This window comes from Pseudomonas sp. Pseusp10 (assembly GCF_059492225.1).
This window is the reverse complement of sequence record NZ_CP168528.1, coordinates 792,055-813,183: the sequence shown is the minus strand read 5'-3', so window position 1 is coordinate 813,183 and position 21,129 is coordinate 792,055. Positions and strand designations below refer to the sequence as shown.

Annotated in this window: 18 protein-coding genes; 7 read left to right on the top strand and 11 right to left on the bottom strand. The window is 60.6% G+C overall.

Annotated features, from left to right (window positions below):
• Window positions 1-69: 69 nt before the first annotated feature.
• Window positions 70-1,083: an ABC transporter substrate-binding protein gene (locus ACEN8Z_RS03645; protein ID WP_495596799.1), complete on the bottom strand. Its 1,014-nt coding sequence runs from the start codon at window positions 1,081-1,083 to the stop codon at window positions 70-72.
• A gap of 402 nt (window positions 1,084-1,485) precedes the next feature.
• Here ACEN8Z_RS03645 and ACEN8Z_RS03640 point away from each other — a divergent pair, with 402 nt between their 5' ends.
• Genes ACEN8Z_RS03640 through ACEN8Z_RS03630 form a run of 3 tightly spaced genes read left to right on the top strand, consistent with a single transcriptional unit; the run spans window position 1,486 to window position 5,522 of the window.
• Window positions 1,486-3,084: an ABC transporter permease gene (locus tag ACEN8Z_RS03640; protein ID WP_495596798.1), complete on the top strand. Its 1,599-nt coding sequence runs from the start codon at window positions 1,486-1,488 to the stop codon at window positions 3,082-3,084.
• Window positions 3,081-3,896, top strand: coding sequence for an ABC transporter ATP-binding protein (locus ACEN8Z_RS03635; protein ID WP_495596797.1), 816 nt, complete (start codon window positions 3,081-3,083; stop codon window positions 3,894-3,896). The genes ACEN8Z_RS03640 and ACEN8Z_RS03635 overlap by 4 nt, the downstream gene beginning before the upstream one ends.
• Before the next feature lie 15 nt (window positions 3,897-3,911).
• Window positions 3,912-5,522: an arylsulfatase gene (locus ACEN8Z_RS03630; RefSeq protein ID WP_495596796.1), complete on the top strand. Its 1,611-nt coding sequence runs from the start codon at window positions 3,912-3,914 to the stop codon at window positions 5,520-5,522.
• Between the two features lie 129 nt (window positions 5,523-5,651).
• Here the strand turns inward: ACEN8Z_RS03630 and ACEN8Z_RS03625 are convergent, their stop codons facing one another.
• Window positions 5,652-6,725, bottom strand: coding sequence for a fatty acid desaturase (locus ACEN8Z_RS03625; RefSeq protein ID WP_495596795.1), 1,074 nt, complete (start codon window positions 6,723-6,725; stop codon window positions 5,652-5,654).
• 100 nt (window positions 6,726-6,825) lie between these two features.
• Between ACEN8Z_RS03625 and ACEN8Z_RS03620 the strand changes: the two genes are divergently transcribed.
• Window positions 6,826-7,830 (top strand): AraC family transcriptional regulator, encoded by a 1,005-nt coding sequence (locus ACEN8Z_RS03620; RefSeq protein WP_495596794.1) that lies wholly within the window; start codon window positions 6,826-6,828, stop codon window positions 7,828-7,830.
• A 210-nt stretch (window positions 7,831-8,040) separates the two neighbouring features.
• Here ACEN8Z_RS03620 and ACEN8Z_RS03615 read toward each other — a convergent pair whose 3' ends face one another.
• The gene (locus ACEN8Z_RS03615) at window positions 8,041-8,727 is read right to left on the bottom strand and encodes a Crp/Fnr family transcriptional regulator (RefSeq protein ID WP_007999783.1); all 687 of its coding nucleotides are present in this window, start codon (window positions 8,725-8,727) and stop codon (window positions 8,041-8,043) included.
• Between the two features lie 84 nt (window positions 8,728-8,811).
• Here ACEN8Z_RS03615 and ACEN8Z_RS03610 point away from each other — a divergent pair, with 84 nt between their 5' ends.
• Window positions 8,812-9,336 (top strand): Mpo1 family 2-hydroxy fatty acid dioxygenase, encoded by a 525-nt coding sequence (locus ACEN8Z_RS03610; protein ID WP_495596793.1) that lies wholly within the window; start codon window positions 8,812-8,814, stop codon window positions 9,334-9,336.
• A 91-nt stretch (window positions 9,337-9,427) separates the two neighbouring features.
• Here the strand turns inward: ACEN8Z_RS03610 and ACEN8Z_RS03605 are convergent, their stop codons facing one another.
• The 6 genes from ACEN8Z_RS03605 to dibA all read right to left on the bottom strand — a co-directional run bounded on the left by ACEN8Z_RS03605 (window position 9,428) and on the right by dibA (window position 15,769).
• Complete coding sequence (locus ACEN8Z_RS03605) at window positions 9,428-10,417, bottom strand: sulfate/molybdate ABC transporter ATP-binding protein (protein ID WP_007983086.1); 990 nt, start codon at window positions 10,415-10,417, stop codon at window positions 9,428-9,430.
• 3 nt (window positions 10,418-10,420) lie between these two features.
• The gene (cysW, locus tag ACEN8Z_RS03600; protein WP_007972954.1) at window positions 10,421-11,290 is read right to left on the bottom strand and encodes a sulfate ABC transporter permease subunit CysW; all 870 of its coding nucleotides are present in this window, start codon (window positions 11,288-11,290) and stop codon (window positions 10,421-10,423) included.
• Between the two features lie 13 nt (window positions 11,291-11,303).
• Window positions 11,304-12,122 (bottom strand): sulfate ABC transporter permease subunit CysT, encoded by an 819-nt coding sequence (gene cysT, locus ACEN8Z_RS03595; protein WP_007972956.1) that lies wholly within the window; start codon window positions 12,120-12,122, stop codon window positions 11,304-11,306.
• A 151-nt stretch (window positions 12,123-12,273) separates the two neighbouring features.
• A complete protein-coding gene (locus tag ACEN8Z_RS03590) occupies window positions 12,274-13,287 on the bottom strand; it encodes a sulfate ABC transporter substrate-binding protein (RefSeq protein ID WP_495596792.1) in 1,014 nt (337 codons plus the stop codon).
• Between the two features lie 75 nt (window positions 13,288-13,362).
• On the bottom strand, window positions 13,363-13,545 hold the full coding sequence (gene oscA / locus ACEN8Z_RS03585; protein WP_007975618.1) for a sulfur starvation response protein OscA: 183 nt from the start codon (window positions 13,543-13,545) through the stop codon (window positions 13,363-13,365).
• A 304-nt stretch (window positions 13,546-13,849) separates the two neighbouring features.
• Window positions 13,850-15,769: a phosphodiesterase DibA gene (gene dibA, locus ACEN8Z_RS03580; protein ID WP_495596791.1), complete on the bottom strand. Its 1,920-nt coding sequence runs from the start codon at window positions 15,767-15,769 to the stop codon at window positions 13,850-13,852.
• Between the two features lie 146 nt (window positions 15,770-15,915).
• Here dibA and desA point away from each other — a divergent pair, with 146 nt between their 5' ends.
• A complete protein-coding gene (gene desA, locus ACEN8Z_RS03575; RefSeq protein WP_057712516.1) occupies window positions 15,916-17,100 on the top strand; it encodes a delta-9 fatty acid desaturase DesA in 1,185 nt (394 codons plus the stop codon).
• 275 nt (window positions 17,101-17,375) lie between these two features.
• Window positions 17,376-18,365 carry a GGDEF domain-containing protein gene (locus tag ACEN8Z_RS03570; protein WP_495596790.1) on the top strand — a complete coding sequence of 330 codons (990 nt, stop codon included), beginning with the start codon at window positions 17,376-17,378 and terminating at the stop codon, window positions 18,363-18,365.
• 125 nt (window positions 18,366-18,490) lie between these two features.
• Here ACEN8Z_RS03570 and ACEN8Z_RS03565 read toward each other — a convergent pair whose 3' ends face one another.
• A complete protein-coding gene (locus tag ACEN8Z_RS03565) occupies window positions 18,491-19,705 on the bottom strand; it encodes an HDOD domain-containing protein (RefSeq protein ID WP_495596789.1) in 1,215 nt (404 codons plus the stop codon).
• 135 nt (window positions 19,706-19,840) lie between these two features.
• Window positions 19,841-21,118 carry a 4-aminobutyrate--2-oxoglutarate transaminase gene (gene gabT / locus ACEN8Z_RS03560; RefSeq protein WP_495596788.1) on the bottom strand — a complete coding sequence of 426 codons (1,278 nt, stop codon included), beginning with the start codon at window positions 21,116-21,118 and terminating at the stop codon, window positions 19,841-19,843.
• Window positions 21,119-21,129: the final 11 nt, after the last annotated feature.

Genomic DNA, 21,129 nt, shown 5'->3' with positions numbered 1-21,129 from the left:
TTGTGTACGACAAAAATCCAGTGTGGGAGCGAGCTTGCTCGCGATGGGGCCAGTGAGCTCACTGAAAATTCAAAGCTTCGCCGCAGCCAACTCCGGCGCCACCCAATCGCTCACTTTGAACGACTTGCGAATCAGCTTCTGCTGCGACGCCAGATCCACCGCATCCTGCAATTTGCCGAGGAACACCGGGTCAAGCGTCGAGGGGAATACCTCGCTCAGTTTCTGATCCTTCAGATCCTGCGTGAGGATCACCGGCGGATAGCTCGCCAGCCCTGACACCAGTTGAATGTAGGCGTCCTTGTTGCTTTCCTGGGTCAGCCACGTCACGGCTTGCTGTTGCGCCTTGAGCAGTGTGGCGACCGCCTCGGGATGCTCGTCGACAAATTTTCCGGTGCCCACCAACACCGCCTGCACACTGCCGGCGTTGCCCAGATCCTTGGTATTGAGCGGCAGTTCGGCCAGCCCCTTGGCTTGCAATGCCGTGAGCCCGGAACCGCCCCACGAGGCATCGATCTGCTTCGCCGCCAGCGCCGCGACTGCCGCATTGAAGTCGAGGTTGATGACTTTCACATCCTTCTCGCTCAACCCCTGACTGGCCAGCGCCGCATCGAATGACAACTGGCTGGCGGTGCCACGGAAGATGGCCACGCGTTTGCCCTTGAGGTCCTGCAGGGTCTTGATCCCCGAACCCGGCACCACGCCGAGGTAATGCTTGACCCCGCGCGCCGAGGCGCTGAGCAACCGCGTATCCAGACCATTGGACTTGCCGATGATGGCCGCCAGATCGCCGAGGTAGGCCAGGTCGACCTGACCGTTAGCGAACGCCTCGTTGATCACCGGGCCTGCGCCCTTGAAGAAACTCCACTGAATCTTGATGCCTTGATCGGCAAAGGCCTTTTCGAAGATCTGTTGATCGCGCAGCACATCCACCACACCGCCACCACTGTGCTGGGTACCGGCGCTCAGGTCCGGCACGGCGATGCGGATTTCCTTGAGCTCACCGGCGTTGGCCGTGAAGGCCAGCAGACCCGCAAGGGCCGGTGCAGCGAACAGGCTGATGACACGTTTGAAGGGAAGGTTCATGGGTGCGGCTCCTTGGGGAAATGGGCGTTGAGGAGCCGAAAGTAGGCCGAAGTGGAACCAGCACTTAAATACTATAAATTCACATTTTTATATCTTTTTGATCTATATCAACCCCTGCGGGCCTCTCCGCCAACTATGCCTTGGCAGCATCGAAAATATTCTTCGAATGCATTGGATGCGTGCGCGCTTCCAAGCCTTAAATGGCCTTACTTATCCCCAAATAGAATTAATTTTTATTTTTATAGATCAATTTTGCATACACCTTAAACCCTGTGGGAGCGAGCTTGCTCGCGATAGCGGTGTGTCATCCAGCACATAAGTCGCCTGACACACCCTCATCGCGAGCAGGCTCGCTCCTACAAAAGGCAGGCCTGTATTGCAACCCGACAACGGAGGTCACCCATGGTCCGTGTTTCCCTTCTGAGCCTGCCGCTGGCCGCACCCCGGCTTGATGGTCGACGGCATTGGCCGACACTGAGCCAGCGGCTCTTGCCCTGGCTGCTGCCCTTCAGCCTGTTCACGCTCTGGTGGCTCGCCAGCCGCAATCACTGGATGAGTGAGCAGATCCTGCCGGCGCCGTCGCTGGTCTGGACCAGCGCGGTGGAATTGTCCCAGGGCGAGTTGTGGGGCCATTTGTGGATCAGCCTGCAACGCTTGTTCTGGGGGCTGCTGGCCGGGATCAGCGCTGGTGCTGTTTTGGGTGCGGCACTGGGTTTCAGCCGTCGACTGGAGCGCCTGGTGTTTCCGACCTTCGCCGGGTTGGCACAAGTCCCGACCCTGGCCTGGATTCCCTTGTTCATGGTGTTTTTCGGCATCGGTGAAGTGCTGAAACTGGTGGTGCTGATCAAGGCCATCGTGGTGCCGGTGACCCTGCACACCCTTGTCGGTGTGCGCGATGCGCAACCAAAGTTGCGTGAGGCCGCCGCCGTGTTGCGCTTGCCCAGGCGCCTGTTGATCCGCCGCCTGGTGCTGCCCGCTGCACTGCCGGCATTCATGGCCGGAGTGCGCCTCGCGCTGGCCGCTGGCTGGACTTCGCTGCTCGCCGTGGAACTGCTCGCTTCCAGTGAAGGCATCGGCTACCTGATGGTCTGGGCACGACAGTTGTTCATGCTCGACATCGTGTTCGTGTGCATCGTGGTGATCGGCTTGATCGGCGTGGCGATGGACCGCGGCGTCGGCCTGCTCGACAAACACCTGGTGCACTGGCCGCACCCGGCCACCGCCGAAATCCGTCGCGGGCCGCGCTACCAGGGCTGGCAGCGCCTGCAACCCTGGCTGCTACCGCTGGCACTGTTGGCGTTGTGGCAACTGACCACGGATCAGCAGTGGATTGACGCGAACATTCTGGTCAGCCCGCTGGCCGTCCTGCAGACCACTCGGGATGGTTTGTTCGACGGCACATTGATTGGCGGCATGGCCCTGAGCCTGGGTCGTACCCTGGGCGGTCTGTTGCTCGGTGGTGGTCTCGGCTTTGCGCTGGGACTGTTGCTGGGACTGTCACGTACTAGCGAACGGGTACTCGGCCCGACCCTCGCCGCCATCCGCCAGATCGCCATTTTCGCCTGGGTGCCGCTGCTCACCGCGTGGTTCGGTCTGGGGGAATTGGCCAAGTGGGTGTTCGTTGCCCTCGCGGCATTTTTCCCACTGTTTATCGCCACCCAGCGCAGCGTCGCCCACCTCTCGCCGCAACTGAACGAGGCCGCTCAAGTGCTGCGCATGAATCTGCGCCAGCGCCTGCGCCGACTGGTGCTGCCGGGTGCCGCGCCGGGGATCTTCGCCGGGCTCAGGCTGAGCCTGATCTACGCCTGGCTCGGCACCATCGGCGCCGAATATTTCATGCCGTCCAACGGCGGCATCGGCAGCCAGATGATCGGCGCCCAGCAACTGCTGCGCATGGACCTGATCATGGCCGGCATGCTGCTGGTGGGCCTGACCGGCGCACTGCTCAACCTTATTGGCCAACGCCTGGAAATCCGCGCCACTCGCTGGAGACACGCATGAACGCACCGATTGTCAGCTTCAATCACGTGGGTAAAACCTTCGACGTCGACGGCTTCACACTTGAGGCCATTCGCGAATTCAACCTGGACATCGCCGAGGGTGAATTCGTCGCCATCGTCGGCTCCAGCGGCTGTGGCAAATCCACTTTGCTGCGGCTGCTGGTGGGCCTCGATACGCAGTTTCGCGGGCAGATCACCGTGGACGGCAAAGCCGTCAGCGGCATCGGCAGCGAGCGCGGCATTGTCTTTCAGGAACACCGTCTGTTCCCGTGGCTGAGCGTGGCCGACAACATCGGCCTGGGCCTGGTCAACGAGCCATTGAGTGCTGCGCAAAAGCAAAAGCGCATCCATGACTTCATCGAACTGGTGGGCCTGGGCGACTTCGCCCGGGCCTACCCGCACCAGCTCTCCGGTGGGATGGCGCAGCGCGTGGCCATCGCTCGCGGCCTGGTGGCCAGCCCGCGGATTCTGCTGCTGGACGAGCCCTTCGGCGCCCTCGATGCGCTGACCCGCCAGCAGATGCAGGACGAACTGCTGGCGATCCGCGCGCGGGCAAAAATCACCACCATCCTGGTCACCCACGATGTCGAGGAAGCGATCTTCCTCGCCGACCGCGTGGTGGTGATGGAGCCGCGTCCCGGACGGATCAAGCAAGTGGTCGACATTGCCATGCCCCATCCGCGCCAGCGCAGCAGTTTCGACTTCCACCAGTTACGCGAAGAACTGCTTCACGAACTCACCAGCGACGATCACTACCAGCCTCCCGTGCCGGTGCAGGTCCGTGATTTGCCACTGTCCTTCATTGCCTACTGAAAAAGGAAATGCTTGATGCCGCAACGTCCCAACTTTCTAGTGATCCTGGCCGATGACCTGGGCTTTTCCGACATCGGTGCCTTCGGCGGCGAAATCAACACGCCGAACCTCGATGCCCTGGCCAACAATGGCCTGCGCCTGACCGACTTCCACACCGCACCGACCTGCTCGCCGACCCGTTCGATGCTGCTCACCGGCACCGATCACCACATCGCCGGCATCGGCACCATGGCTGAAGCGCTGACCCCGGACCTGATCGGTAAACCGGGCTACGAAGGGCATTTGAACGACCGCGTGGTCGCCCTGCCCGAGCTGTTGCGCGAGGCCGGTTACCAGACCTTGATGAGCGGCAAATGGCACCTGGGCCTGACCGCAGAACGGGCGCCCCACGCCCGGGGTTTCGAGCGCTCGTTTTCGCTGTTGCCCGGCGCCGCCAACCATTACGGCTTCGAGCCGACCTACGATGAAACGACGCCACGGCTGCTGAAATCCACCCCGGCGCTGTACATCGAAAACGACCAGTTCATCGATGAACTGCCGAAGGATTTTTATTCCTCCGATGCCTTTGGCGACAAGCTGCTGCAATACCTCAAGGAACGCGACCAGACCCGGCCATTCTTCGCGTACCTGCCGTTTTCCGCGCCGCACTGGCCGTTGCAGGCGCCGGCCGATGTGGTGGAAAAATACCGCGGGCGCTATGACGCCGGCCCTGAGGTGCTGCGACTTGAGCGCCTGGAAAAACTCAAGTCCCTGGGGTTGATCGAGGCCGATGTCGAGCCGCATCCACTGATCCAGCTGAGCGCACAGTGGGATGCGTTGAGTGATGAACAGCGGCAGATTTCCGCGCGGGCCATGGAAGTTTATGCGGCGATGGTCGAGCGCATGGACTGGAACATTGGGCGTGTCGTCGATTACTTGCGCCAGCAAGGGCAACTGGACAACACCTTCATCCTGTTCATGTCCGATAACGGCGCCGAAGGGGCATTGCTGGAAGCCTTCCCGAAATTCGGACCGCAGTTGCTGACCTATCTCAACCAGCATTACGACAACAGCCTGGACAACATCGGCCGAGCCAATTCCTACGTCTGGTACGGGCCGAACTGGGCACAAGTGGCTACCGCACCGTCGCGGCTGTTCAAGGCCTTCACCACCGAAGGCGGGATCAGGGTGCCGGCGCTGGTGCATTACCCGCAGCTGCCGCTCAAGGGTCAGATCAGCCACGGCTTCGGCACCGTGATGGACATCACGCCGACCATTCTCGACCTGGCCGGCGTGCGCCATCCGGGCAAGCAATGGCACGGCAAACCCGTGGCAGAGGTTCGCGGGAAGTCGTGGCTTGGGTTTCTGTCGGGCGAAACGGCGCAAGTGCATGACGAGCACACCGTTACCGGATGGGAATTGTTCGGTCGGCGAGCGATTCGACAGGGGCAATGGAAGGCGGTGTACATCCCGGGACCGGTGGGCCCGGCGACCTGGCAGCTGTATGACCTGGGCAATGATCCGGGGGAGATTCACGACCTGGCATCGAGTCAGCCGCAGAAGCTCAGTGCCTTGATCGAGCATTGGCAGCGGTATGTGGATGAGACCGGGGTGATCCTGAGTGAGTCGCCGTTTCAGCCGGATTGATGTTGCCTGATGTACCGCTATCGCGAGCAAGCTCGCTCCCACAGGTTTGTTGTTAATCACAAAATTTGTGTTCAACGCATATCCACTGTGGGAGCGGGCTTGCCCGCGAAGAGGCCCTTTCAAGCACTACTAAGCCTGAGCCGTACGCACCTTTTCTGCGACCAATTCCTCCTTGCTCTCAAACCGGTTGGCCCGCGCAAACGTGCCGAAATCATTGAACCGCACCCCCATCTCACGCATCACCTTGTGCGCCACCGGCACGGTCAACTGGCGGATGTAGAACGGCTCCTTCACCACAAAGTGATGAATTCCGTGGCTGCTGCCGAAGTTGAAGCAGAACGCCTGCAGCGGCCACAGCCACCACGCGTTCAGCACCTGGCACTGCTGCATCACGTTGCCCGGTTCAACGTCGCCGTAGTAGTGCATGTTTGAGCTGATGAAGTGCAGGCAGAAGGTGCGCAACACATTCGGGCCGATGATCACGACGGCTGCGATGTCGATCACCGGCATCACCGACAACGTGGTCGCCGACCACTCGATCGGTGCGCCCATCAGATGCGCAACGCCGTTCGCTGCGTGGAAACCGAGAAACACGTACCACGCGCCCCAATGCATCAGCGCAAGGGGTGCGTAGACCTTCAGCGTGCGGTAAATGATGCTGAACTTCATTGCCCAGGTCTTGGCCCGCAGCATGCGGATGAACGACGACATAATGTTGTCGCCAATCATCAAGAAGCGCGCGAAGCCCCATGGCTCTCCGTTGGTGATGGCGCGCTCTTCCAGGTCAGCCTCGGAACCGGACACCTTGTGGTGATTGAGGTGCAGATGGCGGCGAATCCAGGGGTTGATGGTGCTCGGCCGCGCCAGCCACACCAACCCCATCATCAGGTTGTGCGGCACCTTCTGCTTGCGGAAGTACATGCTGTGGATCAGGTCGTGTTCCAGCTCATGGGTCAGCGAGGCGAAAAACGCGTTGAGCAGCAGGCATGCCCACCAGGCCATGTACCCGGTCATGTAGAGCGCGGCCGAGCCGACCATGCCAGCCAGGGCGAAGGCCAGAATGCCTGCGCCCATGGCGTCCTGATGCTTGAGAATCGGGTATTGCTGGCGCAACTCGACGCCTCTGGCCAGCACCACTTCACGGATACGGGCTGATCGTTGAGCTGCATTCAGTCGTTGGGGGCTTGCAGAAGTACGGTCCATGCTTCCATCCTCTGGTTATTGATGGTTGCATCCTGCCTTGCGACCCCTCGCAACGCGGTAGCCGAAAACGCCAACCTGTTGACTGGAAGCGCCAATCAGCATGACCGAACCGACCTCCCTCGCCAGCTGGACCCGCGCCCTGCGCAAGCAACTCGACGCCCTGGGCATCGACAGCACCGCCCTGTGCCATCAAGCGGGGCTCGACCCGTTGTTGATGGACGACCCGAACGCGCGTTATCCGCTGTCGGGCACCACGCACCTGTGGAATCTGGCGGTGCAGGTCAGCGGCGACCCGGCGATCGGTTTGCGGGTTTCGCGCTTCGTCAGCCCGACCACCTTCCATGCGCTGGGTTATGCGTTGGTGGCCAGCGGCAGCTTGCGGGAAGTGTTCGAACGCATCGTGCGCTATCACCAGGTGGTCAGCGATGCCCTGGAACTGGAACTGACCCGCGCCGAGGATCGCTACCGTTTCCGTCTGAAAATCCCTGCCGGCAACCCGGCCCCGGCCTTCGAAGCCATCGATGCGTTCATGGCGATTTACGTGCGCACCTGCCGCAATCGCCTGGGCCGTGAATACGCACCACTGGCGACCTACCTGCGCCGCCCGGAGCCGGCGGACGCGCACCAATGGCATAAAGTCTTTCGCTCGCCCGTGCACTTCGGCGCCGACGAAGACCGACTGGAATTCGCCCTCATCGACTTCGACAGCCACCTGGATGACGCCAACCCGGAACTGGCTGAGCACAACGAAACCGTGCTCAAGAGAACCCTGGCGCAACTCAAGCCGCTGACGTGGGAGCGCAAGGTCCGCGACGCCATTGAAGAACAACTGCCCGAAGGCGAACCCAGCGCCGAACACATCGCCAAGGCCCTGCACCTGAGCCTGCGCAGCCTGCAACGGCACCTGGCGGATGAAGGCTATCGGTTCGATACGCTGCTCAATGAAAGCCGCGAAAACCTCGCGCTGTTGCACCTGCGGGACCCGCAGGTGTCGCTGAGCGAGATCAGTTATCTGCTCGGGTTTGCCGATACCAGCAGCTTCAGTCGCGCGTTCAAGCGCTGGACCGGGATGACGCCAGGGCAGTTTCGGGATGGGTTGCGGTGACGGATCCGGAAGGTGGGTTGGCTGGTCTGGCCCCATCGCGGGCAAGCCCGCTCCCACAATTTTTTTTCGGTGACCACAAATCTCTGATTCACCCAGCCCCCCTGTGGGAGCGAGCTTGCTCGCGATAGCGGACTTTCAGTCGACATACCTGGAGACTGACACACCGTCATCGCGAGCAAGCTCGCTCCCACAAGGGATATGCGTCGAGTTTCAGATCGTGGCCAGTTCCCGCAACCGAGCAGCATCGAGGATTTCGATTTCGCCGTAACTCAGTCCGATGATCCCCTGCCCCTGCAACTCTTTGAGAATCTGGTTGGTGGTCTGGCGCGACAGCGACAGCATGGCGGCAAGCTGCTCCTGGGGCAATTGCAGGACGCGCCGCGGTGGGGCGGTCTCGCCATAGCCTTCGGCGATCATCAACAAGCGGTGCGCCAGCCGTGCCGGGGCCGGCAACAGGCTCAATTGTTCGAGGTTGATGAAGGTCATGCGCAACTTCTGGCTCATCAGCAACGCCAGTTGCCGCCAGTGCTGCGGATGCTCGTCAAGCAACGCCAGCAAGGTGTTTTGGGGAATGTGCAGCAGCGTGCACTGGCCTACGCCGTAGGCATCGTGGGTGCGCGGCTGGCCGTCGAACAGGCAGATTTCGCCGAACCAGTGCGGCGGCTCCACCAGGCTCAGCAACGCTTCCTTGCCCTGCTCGCTCACGGCACCGACGCGCACCGCGCCTTCAAGCACCGCGTACAGGCCGCAGGGCGGATCGCCGCGTTTGAACAGCCGTTGGCCCGGCGACAAGCGCCGCACCCTGGCCGCCGACAGGAGACTATCCTGTAGGGAATCAGGTAAATGGCTGAACCACTGACCGCTCATCAGGCGTGGACGCCAGACCTGCATATCCATGAAAACTCCTAGAGATTGTCGCCTGGCTGACAGAGCGGGAAGTGGCCCCGGGGCATGATCAATCACCCCCACAGGAGAACAACAATGAAAAGCCTCGTCGACCACCTCAGTCAATACGCTGCCTACCACCGTGATCCGCGCAACATCGCCAGTCACTTTATCGGTATTCCGCTGATCGTGGTGGCCGTCGCGGTGTTGCTGTCCCGGCCGGAGTGGTCGCTGGGTGGCGTGTGGATGTCGCCGGCGGTGCTCGTTTCGCTGGCATCGGCGTGGTTTTACCTGCGCCTGGAGTTGCGCCTGGGCGTGTTGATGACGGTTTTGCTGGGGCTGTCCGTGTGGGCAGGACATGCGCTGGCGCAGCAAAGCACGCTGGTCTGGCTGAGCAGTGGCGTGGCGATGTTCGTGATCGGTTGGGCGATCCAGTTTGTCGGCCATCACTACGAAGGGCGCAAACCGGCATTTGTCGATGACGTGACCGGGTTGATTGTCGGACCGTTGTTTGTGGTGGCTGAGTTGGCGTTCATGCTCGGGATGCGGCGTGACCTGAAAGAGCAGATCGAGGCGCGGGCGGGTGGGGTGCGGGTCAATCCGAAGCGTGCTGCTGTCTAGATTGCATTCGCGAGCAAGCCCGCTCCCACAGGGGTTCTATGTACACCATAGATCCACTGTGGGAGCGGGCTTGCTCGCGAAGCTTTTGATTTTAAATATTCGCGACCTTCTGCCAGACCTTCGGCTTGAAGAACAGCGTCTCACCCTTCGCCAACCCGATTAGGCTGTCGTGATCCTTGACCACTTCGGCCTCGATCAGATCGCTCTGCCCTTCGACCTTCAACGTCACCCGCGTCGTCGCACCCAGCGGTCGAATGTCCCGCACTTCAGCCGCGTGGTGGTCTTCCAGTTCATGCCGGGACAACGACACCTCGTGCGGGCGGAACAGCACGTGGTTGTCTTCGCCCAGGTGCAGACGGTTCGAATCACCGAGGAAGTGATAGACGAAGTCGCTGGCCGGATTTTCGTAGACGTCGCCCGGTGAGCCGATCTGCTCGATCACACCTTTGTTCATCACCACGATACGGTCGGCGACTTCCATCGCTTCTTCCTGATCGTGGGTCACGAACACCGAGGTCAGGTTGATGTCTTCGTGCAACCGCGCGAGCCAGCGGCGCAGCTCTTTGCGGACCTTGGCGTCGAGGGCGCCGAAGGGTTCGTCGAGCAGCAGCACTTTTGGTTCCACCGCCAACGCCCGGGCCAACGCAATGCGCTGACGCTGGCCGCCGGAGAGTTGCTCCGGGTAGCGATCCGAGAGCCAGTCCAGTTGCACCATGTTCAGCAGTTCGTGAACTTTGGTTGCGATCTGGCTTTCGCTCGGGCGCTGGTTTTTCGGCTTCATGCGCAGGCCGAACGCGACGTTGTCGAACACCGTCATGTGGCGGAACAAGGCGTAGTGCTGGAACACGAAACCGACGTTGCGATCGCGCACGTCATGACCGGAAACGTCTTCACCGTGGAACACGATGTTGCCCTGATCCGGGGTTTCCAGGCCGGCGATGATCCGCAGCAGCGTGGTCTTGCCGCAACCCGACGGACCGAGCAACGCGACGAGCTCGCCGCTCTGGATGTCCAGGCTGATATTGTCCAGCGCCTTGAACGCGTTGAAGTTCTTGCTGACGTTACGCACTTCGATCGACATGAATTATTCCTCCGCGGCGCTGGCGCGCAGGCGGTTAATACGGTTTTCGCTCCACTGCTTGAGCAGCAGGATGAAGAGCGCCAGGATCAGCAACAGGCTCGCCACGGCGAACGCGGCCACGTGGTTGTATTCGTTGTAGAGGATCTCGACGTGCAGCGGCAGGGTGTTGGTCACCCCGCGAATGTGCCCGGAAACCACGGACACCGCACCGAACTCACCCATGGCCCGCGCGGTACACAGCACCACACCGTAGATCAGGCCCCATTTGATGTTGGGGACCGTGACGTGCCAGAACATCTGCCAGCCGTTGGCCCCGAGCAAGCGCGCAGCCTCCTCTTCCTGAGTGCCCTGTTCCTGCATCAGCGGGATCAGTTCACGGGCCACGAACGGCACAGTGACGAAGATCGTCGCCAATACGATGCCCGGCAGGGCGAAGACGATCTGGATGTCGTGATCCTGCAACCACGGCCCGAACAGGCCCTGAGCGCCGAACATCAGCACATACACCAGACCGGCAATCACCGGCGACACCGAGAACGGCAGGTCGATCAGCGTTACCAGCATGCTCTTGCCGCGGAACGAGTACTTGCTCACGCACCACGCGGCGCTGACACCGAACACCAGGTTCAGCGGCACCGAAATCAGCACGGCGATGACCGTGAGCTTCAGCGCCGACAGGGCGTCCGGTTCAAAGATCGCGGTGAAGAACGCACCGAGGCCAAGCTTCAGGCCCTGGGACACCACGATGAACAGCGGCAGCAACAGGAACAGCGCAAAAATCAGCCAGCCAAGGCCGATCAGGATTCGCCGCGAGGTCGCACTGCCACGACGGGCAGCGTTCGAGGAAGCGGCAGCAATAGACGATTGGGACATGGGTGCCGCCTCCTTATGGGGTTTCGATGCGCCGCTGCAACAAGTTGATCAGCAGCAACAGGACGAAGGAAACCACCAGCATCAGTACACCAATGGAGGTAGCGCCGGTGTAATCGTATTGATCGAGCTTGACCATGATCAGCAGCGGCAAAATCTCGGTTTTCATCGGCATGTTGCCGGCGATGAAAATCACCGAACCATACTCGCCGACCCCACGGGCAAAGGCCAAAGCGAAACCGGTAAGCCATGCCGGCAGCAGTGCCGGCAGCAGGATATGGCGGAAAACCTGCAATGGTTTTGCCCCCAGGCACGCCGCCGCTTCTTCGACTTCACGAGGAATATCGGCCAATACTGGCTGTACGGTACGTACTACGAATGGAAGTGTCACAAAAGTGAGGGCAAGGGTGATGCCCAGGGGGGTGTAGGCGATCTTGAAACCCAGATCCGCTGCAAACTGACCAACCAGGCCGGTAGGCGTGTACAGCGCGGTCAGCGCAATACCGGCCACTGCCGTGGGCAATGCGAACGGCAGGTCGATCATTGCATCGATCACTTTTCGTCCAGGGAAGGTATAGCGCACTAATACCCAGGCCAGCAGCGTGCCGATGATGCCGTTGATGATCGCGGCACAAAGCGCCGTGCCGAAGCTGAGCTTCAACGCGGCCAGCACCCGTGGCGCCGAGATGATTGCCCAGAACTGATCCCAGGTGAGTTGAGCGGCATGCACGAACATCGCCGCCAGTGGTATGAGCACAATCAGGCTGAGGTACACCAAGGTGTAGCCCAGCGTCAGCCCGAAGCCGGGTATGACGGGGGAGATACGACGCGACATAAAAGTCCTTGGTTAAAAAGCGATCAACTAAACCCATCCTTGTGGGAGCGGGCTTGCTCGCGAAGAGGGAGCATCAGTCAACAATGATGTCGTCTGACACACCGCCTTCGCGAGCAAGCCCGCTCCCACATGTTATGCAGCTTAAGCCAGGTTATTGCGCCTGGTAGATCTGGTCGAACACGCCCCCGTCATTGAAGAATTTCGGCTGCGCGGTTTTCCAGCCGCCGAAGTCCTTGTCGATGCTCACCAGCTCCAGTTTCGGGAACTGCTGGGCGTACTTGGCGGCCACGTCCTTGTCACGCGGGCGATAGAAGTTCTTCGCCGCGATTTCCTGGCCGGCCGGGCTGTATAGGTGCTTGAGGTAGGCTTCGGCGATCTGCTCGTTGCCCTTTTTCTCGGCATTCTTGTCGACCACCGCTACCGGTGGCTCGGCGAGGATCGACAGCGAAGGCACGACGATGTCGAACTTGTCGGCGCCGCCCTCTTCTTTCAGGGCCAGGAAGGCTTCGTTTTCCCAGGCCAGCAATACGTCGCCCTGACCGTTGTTGACGAAGGTAATGGTCGAACCGCGAGCGCCGGTATCCAGCACTGGCACGTGCTTGAACAGTGTTTGTACGTATTCCTTGGCCTTGGCTTCGTCACCGCCATTGGCTTTCAGGCCATAGGCCCACGCCGCGAGGAAGTTCCAGCGCGCACCGCCTGAGGTTTTCGGGTTCGGCGTGATCACCGAGACGTCATTCTTGACCAGGTCACCCCAGTCCTTGATGCCTTTAGGGTTGCCCTTGCGCACCAGGAACACGATGGTCGAGGTGTAAGGCGTGCTCGCGTCCGGCAGGCGTTTTTGCCAGTCAGTTGGCAGGCTTTTGCCGAGCTTGGCGATTTCGTCGATATCACCGGCAAGGGCCAGAGTCACGACGTCGGCACGCAGGCCGTCGATCACCGCCCGACCCTGCTTGCCCGAACCGCCGTGGGATTGCTGGACCTTCACCGTGTCGCCCGCGTGGTCTTTCTGCCAGAACTTGATGAACTCGGCGTTGTAGTCCTGATACAGCTCGCGGGTCGGGTCGTACGACACGTTGAGCAGCTCGTAGTCCTTGGCAACTGCGGAACCGGCAAAAAGGGCGCTGGCCAGGGCGGCCAAAGCGAAATGACGAATCGACGACATGGTGAAAGCTCCTGGAATTCTTGGTGTGTTGGCTTTTTCTTATGGGATATCGGAAATCGCGGTGCCTGATTCGCCTCAGCCCGGCTTGTTGCCCGGCTGCTGCAAACGGAATTTTTCTTTGCGTTCGATCTGCACCACCTGGGCGTTGTGTACGGTGATTTCCACGGCCCCAAAGCGCAGGTCGCGCAGGGCACTCTGGATTTCACGCAGGATGGTGGCTTCGTCTTGACCGTCGACGCTACGCAGGGATGCGCTCATATTGCTGCTCCTTCAACTGAGAGGGTGCCTCGCAGTGGCGGCACTGCTTGCGGCTTGAGAGCAATAGTAGAGAGGCACAGATATTCTTAAAAAGACTATTTAAGAATGTTTATATAACCATAAGACATTACTTGAAGGGACAAGGGCTTGAGATGAATCGCTCTCTTTCAAGCGCACCAAAAACCCTGTGGGAGCGAGCTTGCTCGCGATGAGGGAGTGTCAGTCGCCAGAAATGTCGGCTGATATTCCGCTATCGCGAGCAAGCTCGCTCCCACAGGGTTTGGGCATCAACTGAACTGGGCACCTATCCGATCACCGGCGCACATGTCCAATCCAGCTGCGCCGCCGGCACCGGCCGCCCAAACCAGTAGCCCTGACCCAGATCACAGCCCTGTTCGAGGAGGAAAGCAGCCTGCTCGACCTGCTCGATCCCCTCGGCATGCACCTGCATGCCCATGCTCTGCGCCAAGGCAATGATCACCCGCGAAATCGCCGCATCGTCCTCATCCCACGGCAACCCGGCCACGAAGCCCTGGTCGATTTTCAGCTTCTGCACCGGCAGACGCTTGAGTCGCAGCAGCGATGAATAACCTGTGCCGAAGTCGTCGATGGCCAGGCGCACTCCCAACTCGCGCAGACGATGCATCTGCTCCAGCGCGACTTCCGGGTCCTCCATCACCGCACTTTCGGTCACTTCCAGCTCCAGAAAGGCCGGCTCCAGCCCGGTTTCGCGCAGTACCTGCGCCACCTGCCGATACAGCTCACGACGGGCGAACAACCGTGAAGAAACGTTGACCGCAACAAACGACAGCATTACCCCGTCCTGCTGCCACCGGCACATCTGCCGGCACGCCTGCGCCATGACCCAGGCATCGATTTCGGCGATCAGGCCGGTTCGTTCGGCCACCGGAATGAATTCCGCCGGAGACACCATTCCTCGCTGAGGGTGTTGCCAACGCACCAGCGCCTCGACGCCCATCAGGCGGCTGGTCTTGAGGTCGTGAACCGGCTGGTAATGAACCCGTAGCTCTTGCCGGTCCAGGGCGCGGCGCAATTCGAAGGCGATCTCGACTCGTTGCTGCACGTGGGCCGTCAGCTCTTCGGTGTACAGGGCATAATCATTGCGCCCCGTGCTTTTGGCCTTGAACAGCGCAGAGTCGGCATTACGCAGCAGTTGCTCGACGCTCAAGGCATCGCTGGGGAACAGGCTGATGCCGATGCTGGTGTTGATAAACAGCTGGTGCCCATCGATGAGGAACGGCTCTTTGAGGCCATCGATAATCCGTTGGGCCAACGCAGCGGCCTGAACCAGTTGCGGACAGCTTTCGGCGAGTACCGCGAACTCATCCCCGCCCAAGCGCGCCAGGGTGATGCCCGGGCCGAACATGGCGCCCAGGCGCTCGGCCACAGCCTTGAGCAACTGATCGCCAACGCTATGCCCGAGGCTGTCGTTGATCATCTTGAAGTGATCGAGGTCGATCATCAGCAGCGCGCAACCACGCTTGTGAAGCTGCGCCGAAGCCAGGGCCTGTTCGGCGCGGTCGGTGAACAACAGGCGGTTCGGCAGATCCGTCAGCGGGTCGTGGTGCGCCAGGTGCATCAACTCGTGTTCGGATTTCTTGATCGCACTGATATCGGAAAACACCGCCACATACTGGCTCGGCTGGCCGTAGTCGTCGTGGATCAGGCGGATCGTCTGCCATTGCGGGTAAACCTCGCCGCTTTTGCGCCGGTTCCAGATTTCCCCGCTCCACTCCCCGGTGCTTTCAAGCTCGGCGAACATCGCCCGATAGAAATCGGGTGGATGACGCCCGGACTTGAACAGATTGGGCCGCTGTCCCTGCACGTCCTCACACCCGTAGCCGGTGATTTCCATGAACGCCCGGTTCACATGGACGATCACGCCCTCCCGATCGGTGACCAGCACGCCTTCGCGGGTGCAGTCGAACACCGCAGCCGCCTGGCGCAAGCGCTCACGATTGGTATTGCGCTCGTGCAAAGTGGCGCCGATCCCCAGGCACCGCAACAACCGCGCCCGGGCAATGAAGATCAACCCGGCGCTGAACAACACCCAGACATAACCGTTGATCAGTTGCCATCGCAGTCGCTCGGCGGAGCTATCGAAGAAACTGTTCAATAAATAGCCACTGATCTGCAGCCAAACCACAGAAAGCAATAGATAGAGCAGCGCTGCGCGCAAGGCATCGCGATAGGTGGCAGACATCCGGCGATCCATGTCCCTACAAAAAGGTGGGAATTATAGTTTAAAGACACATCCAGCCACTCTTATCTGAAAGGGCGACTGGTTTTCTGTGTGGGCTTAGTGATAATGCAACGGCTGTTTTTTCTTTATCGAGGGCCCTATAGCCTATGTGGTACGAAGGTTTTCTTGGCTTGTCGCCCTGGTCACTGGTAGCAGTCACCCTGCTGATGACCCATGTCACAATCATTGCTGTCACGGTCTATCTGCACCGCTACTCGGCCCATCGCTCCCTGGAGCTGAATGGGGGCCTCAAGCATTTCTTCCGTTTCTGGCTGTGGCTGACCACGGCGCAGAACACCCGCGAGTGGACCGCCATCCACCGCAAGCATCACGCTAAATGCGAGACCGTCGATGACCCGCACAGCCCGGTCATCAAGGGCTTGTCCACGGTGTTGCGCAAAGGCGCCGAGTTGTACCGCGCCGAAGCGGAAAACCCCGAGACGCTGCGCATCTACGGCAAGAACTGCCCCGAAGACTGGATCGAGCGCAACCTCTACAGCCGCTTCCCGCTGCTGGGCATCGCGATCATGGGCGTTATCGACCTGCTGCTGTTCGGCACCATCGGCATCACCATCTGGGCTATCCAGATGATGTGGATCCCGGTGTGGGCCGCCGGCGTGGTCAATGGCCTGGGCCATGCCATCGGCTACCGCAACTTCGAATGCCGCGATGCGGCGACCAACCTGGTGCCGTGGGGCATCCTGATTGGCGGCGAAGAACTGCATAACAACCATCACACCTACCCTAACTCGGCAAAACTGTCAGTGAAGAAGTGGGAATTCGACCTGGGCTGGGCATGGATTCAAGTCTTCAGCTTCCTGCGCCTGGCCAAGGTTCAACGGGTCGCGCCAATTGCCCATCGCGTCGAAGGCAAGGGCAACCTGGACATGGACACCGCCATGGCGATCCTCAACAACCGCTTCCAGATCATGGCCCAGTACCGCAAATTGGTGATCGGCCCGCTGGTCAAGCAAGAGCTGGAAAAGGTCGATCACTCGGTACGTCACCAGTTCCACCGGGCTAAACGCCTGCTTTCGCGGGAGACCAGCCTGCTGGATGACAAACACCATGTACGCATCCAGAACATGCTCGAACACAGCCAGGCGCTGAAGGTAATTTACGAGAAACGCCTGGCCCTGCAGCAGATCTGGGTCAAGACCAGCTCAAATGGCCACGACATGCTGGCGGCCATCAAGGATTGGGTACACGAAGCCGAAGCCAGCGGGATTCAATCCCTGCGCGACTTCGCCGATCAGTTGAAAACCTACTCCCTGCGTCCTGCCGCAGTCTGAAAAACCTGTGGGAGCGGGCTTGCTCGCGAAGGGGTCGTGTCAGTCGACATAAAAGGTGACTGACACGACCCCTTCGCGAGCAAGCCCGCTCCCACATTGGTTTGTGGCTTGGCCGAAAAATCGCGTCATCAATACCGCCCGGCGGGAGCAAGCTTCCTCGCCACAAACGGCGGGAACTTCATCCAAAAACCCCTATCTCAAAGACACTTCGCCATCCCCGGCGGGCTTGATGTTGGCCGCGATCGCGCGCGGCATGCCCTTTGAGATTTGTGTCGATGGCCCCAAAAAACCTGCAAGACTCATCTTCGCCCCATTGGCCCGAGGCCGCGCAAACCCTGATGGCGCTGATGCGCGCCCAAGGCGAAGTGGCACGCCTGAGCGAACGCGAACAGTTGTTCAGCACCTTGCTGGGGAGCGTCAACGCGGTGCTGTGGGCATTCGACTGGGAATCCCGCCGGGTGCTTTACGTCAGCCCCGCCTATGAACGGATCTTCGGCCGCTCGGCCGATCTGCTGCTGGCCGACTGCAATCAATGGCGTGACAGCATCTACCCTGACGACCTGGACTATGCCGAACGCAGCCTGACCGAAGTGCTGGACAAAGGCGCGGTGGAAGACCGCGAGTATCGAATCATTGCCGCCGACGGCCAAGTGCGCTGGCTCCGCGACAAATGCTTCATCAATCGCCAGGCCGAGCCCGGTCAACCGGTGATCATCGTTGGCCTCGCCGAAGACATCACCGACAAAAAGCAGATGGAGACCGAGCTGCATCGCCTGGCCACCACCGACGCGCTGACCCAAAGCAGCAATCGCCATCATTTCTTCGAATGTGCTCACCGCGCGTTCGAACACTCCCGGCAACAGGGCGAGCCTCTGTCCTTCCTGATGCTGGACATCGATGACTTCAAGACAGTCAACGACACCTACGGCCACCAGGAAGGTGACAACGTGTTGCAACGCATCGCCGAAAGCGGCCGCGCAGCGTTGCGCCGTGGCGATCTGTTCGGGCGCATTGGCGGTGAGGAGTTCGCGGCGGTGTTTCCCGGCTGTACACCGCAGATGGCCCTGCAAGTGGCTGAACGCTTGCAACGGCAGATTCAGCAATTGAGATTCAACCATGAAGGCCAGTCGTTCGGCATCACCGTCAGCCAGGGCCTGACCAGCCTGACCGCCAAAGACGAAAACGTGGAGCACCTGTTTTCCCGGGCGGATGCGGCGATGTATCAAGCCAAGCGCGAGGGCAAGAACCGGATTGTTACTGCCTGACAGGATCACCTTGGATCCCTGTGGGAGCGAGCTTGCTCGCGATAGCGGACTGTCAATCGACATTGATGTTGAATGTCAGACGCTCATCGCGAGCAAGCTCGCTCCTACAGGGGTTGGTGGTGTACTTACTTTTTGCGCAAGCGCATCAACTCCGGCAAGCCGATCTTGAGCAACCGCGCCGTCCGGCTCTTCGCCAGCTCCTCGATGCCCTCATGCTCGGTCAGCCGCGCCATCTGCGCCGCCATGTTCATCACCAACGCTTCGCGGGAGTAAACCCCGCCACCGAGCTGGTAGGCCGCGGCAATCAGCTCTCGTAACTCCAGCGGCAGGCGCCAGCGTGTACGCAGGGCCGAGCCATAGGCCGCGCCATATTCAACCAGCGCTTCACCCACTTCTTCCAACTCGTCCAGTTCGCCGCCAGCCTGTTTCCATTCCTGCAGACAGCGCAGCAACGCCAGATCGCCGAGACGATGCAACATGCCGGCGCAATAGCAACGCTCCTGATCCAGATCGAGCAGGCGCGCCAGGGTTCGGGCGTATTCGGCGGTGTGCAGCGACAGATCCCAGTAACGCTCGGCATAGTCAGCCAATTGCAGATCGCTGAGCCGGGCACTGCGCTTGAGCGCCAGGCCGAGAATCAGGTTCATGCTCTGCCCTGTGCCCAGGCGATGCAGCGCCTGGGACAGGGTTTGCACAGCAACGCCGAGGTGCTGCGCCGCGCTGTTGGCAGCGGCGATCAGCACAGCCGTGACCTGCGGATCGGTGCGAATTTCGTCTTCCAGTACCGTCAGATCGAGGCCATTGGGGTTGAGGCTGCGCTTGACCGCCACCTGCACGTCGGTCATCAGCGGCGCGCCGTCGGCCAGTTCGCGTCGACGCTCCAGATACACCGATAACGTCATGCCCGGCGCCAGCGCCGGCACTTCGCACGAGACTTCTTCCCCGGCGTGCAGCAGCAACCCCTGCAACCGATGGGTCAGGCTTTCCATATTCAGGGGCTTGGTCAGGTACGCGGCTGGCGCCAGCGGCAAGGCCTCGCGCACGCTGGCACCGTCGTTGCGGCTGCTCATAAGAATGAACGGCAGAGGTGGATTGCGTTTGCGCTGACGAACACTGCGCAGGACATTCAGGCCATCGACGCCAGGCAACTCCCAGTCGGCGATCACCAGGTCATAGGGGTTGATCGCCAACAGCTCCAGCGCTTGCTGACCATCGGCGCACAAGTCCAGCCGCGCATCGCAGCGTACGTTCAACAACACTTCCTTGAGCAGATCCCGAGACCAGGGGTCGGCCTCGGCGATCAGGACTCTCGGAACCGCGGGTAAAATGACAGTCGTCATACAGCTCTCCCTGACAATGCCGGAACCTTAGCCAATGCAGGCCATTCGATACAGCGCTATTGCGCGGGATGAGTTTCAAGGGGCGTAAAAAAACCCGCCGAAGCGGGTTTTTTGTGGATCAGGTCACACGGGTGATCAGAGCTCGGAGAAGCACTCTTCGATGATCGCCAGGCCTTTGTCCAGTTGCTCGTCCGGCGAGGTCAGCGGTACCAGGACGCGCAGAACGTTGCCGTAGGTGCCGCAGGACAGCAGGATCAGACCCTTGTCGCGAGCCTTGGCCACAACCGATGCCACAGCGGCGGCGTTTGGCTTGTGGCTGTCGCCGTTTTCGAACAGCTCGACAGCGATCATCGCACCCAGGGCACGGACTTCGCCGATCACCGGGTACTTGGCCTGGATGGCCTTCAGGCCAGTCACCAGACGCTCGCCAACAGCTTTGCAACGATCCAGCAGGTGCTCTTCTTCGAACACTTCCATTACGGCCAGGGCCGCGGCGCAAGCAATCGGGCTACCGGCGTAGGTGCCACCCAGGCCGCCTGGAGCGATGGCGTCCATGTATTCGGCCTTGCCGCACACACCGGCCAGCGGGAAGCCGCCAGCGATGGATTTGGCGAAAGTGGTCAGGTCGGCAGCAACGCCCATCTGTTCCATGGCGAAGAAAGTACCGGTACGGCCAGCGCCAGTCTGTACTTCGTCAGCGATCAGCAGGATGCCGTGCTGGTCGCACAGGGCACGCAGGCGCTTCATGAATTCTTTCGGAGCGACGTAGAAACCGCCTTCACCCTGCACCGGCTCGATGATGATCGCGGCGATGTCTTTCGGCTCGGCGTCGTTCTTGAAGATGCGTTCGATGGAAGCGATCGAATCGTCGATGCTCACACCGTGCAGTTCGTTCGGGTACAGCGCGCGGAAGATGCCGCCTGGCATCAGGCCCATGCCAGCCGAGTAAGGCACGACTTTACCGGTCAGGCCCAGGGTCATCATGGTGCGACCGTGGTAAGCGCCGGTGAACGCGATCACGCCGGCACGGCCAGTGGCGGCACGGGCGATCTTGATCGAGTTTTCCACGGCTTCGGAACCGGTGGTCACCAGCAGGGTTTTCTTGGCGAAATCACCTGGCACCTTGGCGTTGATTTTTTCGCACACTTCTACGTACGGCTCGTAGGCCAGAACCTGGAAGCAAGTGTGGGTCAGCTTGTTCAGCTGTTCGGTCACGGCGGCGATAACTTTCGGGTGCACGTGGCCGGTGTTCAGCACAGCGATACCGCCGGCGAAGTCGATGAACTCACGACCTTCAACGTCGGTTACAGTCGCGTTCTTCGCGGAATCGGCGAAGATCGGGTGAATCTGGCCAACACCACGTGGTACAGCATTGGTACGGCGGGCCATCAAAGAAGCGTTAGTCTTGCTCATACATTCCTCAT